We start from the raw sequence: 2,892 nt of genomic DNA, 5'->3' as shown, positions 1-2,892 counted from the left end.
CTCGAACAACTGAACCTGATCCTCCAGATTCGGGCACGCCGGATACCCGAAGGAGTACCGGCACCCGGTCACGTTCACCTTCAGCATGTCCTCCAGCGACTCCCGCCCGCCGATCCCCAGCTCCGAACGCACCCGCGCGTGCCAGTACTCCGCCAAAGCCTCGGTCAGCTGCACCGACAACCCATGCAACTCCAGATAATCACGGTAGGCGTCCTTGGCGAACAACTCCGCCGTCGCCTGCGACACCTTGCCCCCCATCGTGACCACCTGCAACGCCACCACATCCACCTCACCCGACTCCTTGGAGCGGAAGAAGTCCGACAGGCACAAATGCCGGTCACGCCGCTGACGCGGGAAGGTGAACCGCGTCCGCTCATCACCCGCCTCATCCAAAATGATCAGACTGTCACCGTCACTGACACACGGGAAATACCCATACACCACCGCCGCCTCCAGCAACCCCTCGGTCTGCATCCGCTCCAGCCACATCCGCAACCGCGGACGCCCCTCGGTCTCCACCAGCTCCTCATACGACGGCCCCTCACCACCACGAGCCGCCTTCAACCCCCACTGCCCCATGAACGTCGCCCGCTCATCCAAAAACGCCGCGTACTCCCCCAGCGAAATCCCCTTCACCACCCGTTCCCCAACAAACGGCGCCACCGGAACCGGATTACCCGCGGCCACATCCGAACGCCCCGGCAACTCAGCCTCAGCAGTACGCACCAACCGGGCACCGGTCTTGACCCTGCGCTCCCGCAACGGCGGCAACGCCGCCCCCGCAACCCCGCGTTTCACCGCCATGAACGCATCCATCAACCGCAAACCCTCAAACGCATCCCGCGCGTACCGCACCTGCCCCTCAAACACATCGGCCAGATCCTGCTCCACATACGCCCGCGTCAACGCCGCCCCGCCCAGCAACACCGGGAACCGCTGCGAAATCCCCCGCGCGTTCATCTCCTCCAGGTTCTCCCGCATGATCACCGTCGACTTCACCAGCAACCCCGACATCCCGATCACATCGGCCTTGGCATCCTCAGCCGCCTCCAAGATCGTCGACACCGGCTGCTTGATCCCGAGATTCACCACCTCATAACCATTGTTCGACAAAATAATGTCCACCAGGTTCTTCCCGATGTCATGCACATCACCCTTGACCGTGGCCAGCACGATCCGCCCCTTGGTCTCCCCCTCCACCCGATCCATATACGGCTCCAGATACGCCACCGCCGTCTTCATCACCTCAGCCGACTGCAACACAAACGGCAACTGCATCTGACCCGAGCCGAACAACTCACCCACGGTCTTCATACCGTCCAGCAGCACCTCATTGATGATCTCCAAAGCAGGACGCCGACCCAGCCCCTCCTCCAGATCGGCCTCCAGCCCCTTCTTCTCCCCATCCACGATCCGCCGCTTCAACCGCTCCCACAACGGCAACCCCAGCAACTCCGCCGCCCGGTCCTGCCGCATCGAAGCCGCATTCACACCCTCATACAGCTCCATGAACCGCTGCAACGGGTCATAACCCTCCCGCCGCCGGTCATACACCATGTCCAGCGCCACCTGACGCTGCTCATCAGGAATCCGCGCCATCGGCAAAATCTTCGACGCGTGCACGATCGCCGAATCCAACCCCGCATTCACACACTCATTCAAAAACACCGAGTTCAACACGATCCGCGCCGCGGGGTTGAGGCCGAAGGAGATGTTCGACAGGCCGAGCGTGGTCTGCACCTCCGGGTACAGGCGCTTGAGCTCGCGGATCGCCTCGATGGTCTCGATGCCGTCGCGGCGGGTCTCCTCCTGCCCGGTGGCGATCGGGAAGGTCAGGCAGTCGACGATGATGTCGCCGACCTTCATGCCCCAGTTGACCGTCAGGTCCTCGATGATGCGGGAGGCGACGCGGACCTTCCAGTCGGCCGTGCGGGCCTGGCCCTCCTCGTCGATCGTCAGGGCCACGACCCCCGCGCCGTGCTCCTTGACCAGCTTCATGATCCGCTGGAAGCGGGAATCGGGGCCGTCGCCGTCCTCGTAGTTCACCGAGTTGACCACGGCGCGGCCACCGAGCATCTCCAGCCCCGCCTCCAGGACGGCGGGCTCGGTGGAGTCCAGCACGATCGGCAGCGTCGACGCCGTGGCGAACCGGAACGCCAGCTCCTTCATGTCCGCCACACCGTCACGGCCCACGTAGTCCACGCACAGGTCGAGCATGTGCGCCCCGTCGCGCGACTGGGCGCGGGCGATGTCGACGCACTCGTCCCACTGCTCGGCCAGCATCGCCTCGCGGAACGCCTTGGAACCGTTGGCGTTGGTGCGCTCGCCGATGGCCAGATAGGAGGTGTCCTGCCGGAACGGCACATGCTGGTACAGCGAAGCGGCGCCGGGCTCGGGGCGCGGGCGCCGCGCGGCGGGGGCCTGGCCTCGCACCCGCTCGACCACCTGCCGCAGGTGCTCGGGGGTGGTGCCACAGCAGCCGCCGACCAGTGAGAGCCCGTAGTCGTGGGTGAAGGTCTGGTGGGCGTTCGCGAGCTCGCCGGGGCCGAGGGGGTAACGGGCCCCGTCGGAGGTGAGCTCGGGCAGACCGGCGTTGGGCATGCAGGACAGCGGCAGGCGGCTGTGCTTGGCCAGGTAGCGAAGGTGCTCGCTCATCTCGGCCGGGCCGGTCGCGCAGTTGAGCCCGATCACGTCGACGCCCAGCGGCTCGATGGCGGTCAGCGCGGCGCCGATCTCCGAGCCGAGCAGCATCGCGCCGTTGGTCTCGATCGTCACCTGCGCGATGATCGGCACGTCACGGCCCGCCGCGTCGATCGCGCGCCGCGCCCCGACGACCGCCGCCTTGACCTGCAACAGGTCCTGGCAGGTCTCGATGATCAGCGCGTCGGCGCC

Annotated in this window: 1 protein-coding gene; it reads right to left on the bottom strand. The window is 66.0% G+C overall.

Annotated features, from left to right (window positions below):
• A partial coding sequence (metH, locus tag AB0O34_RS36525) for a methionine synthase (protein WP_363923543.1) occupies positions 1 to 2,892 on the bottom strand: 2,892 nt, incomplete at both ends.

Source organism: Sphaerisporangium sp. NPDC088356 (genome assembly GCF_040685555.1).
Taxonomy (GTDB): domain Bacteria; phylum Actinomycetota; class Actinomycetes; order Streptosporangiales; family Streptosporangiaceae; genus Sphaerisporangium.
This window is presented reverse-complemented; position numbering and strand designations above follow the sequence as displayed.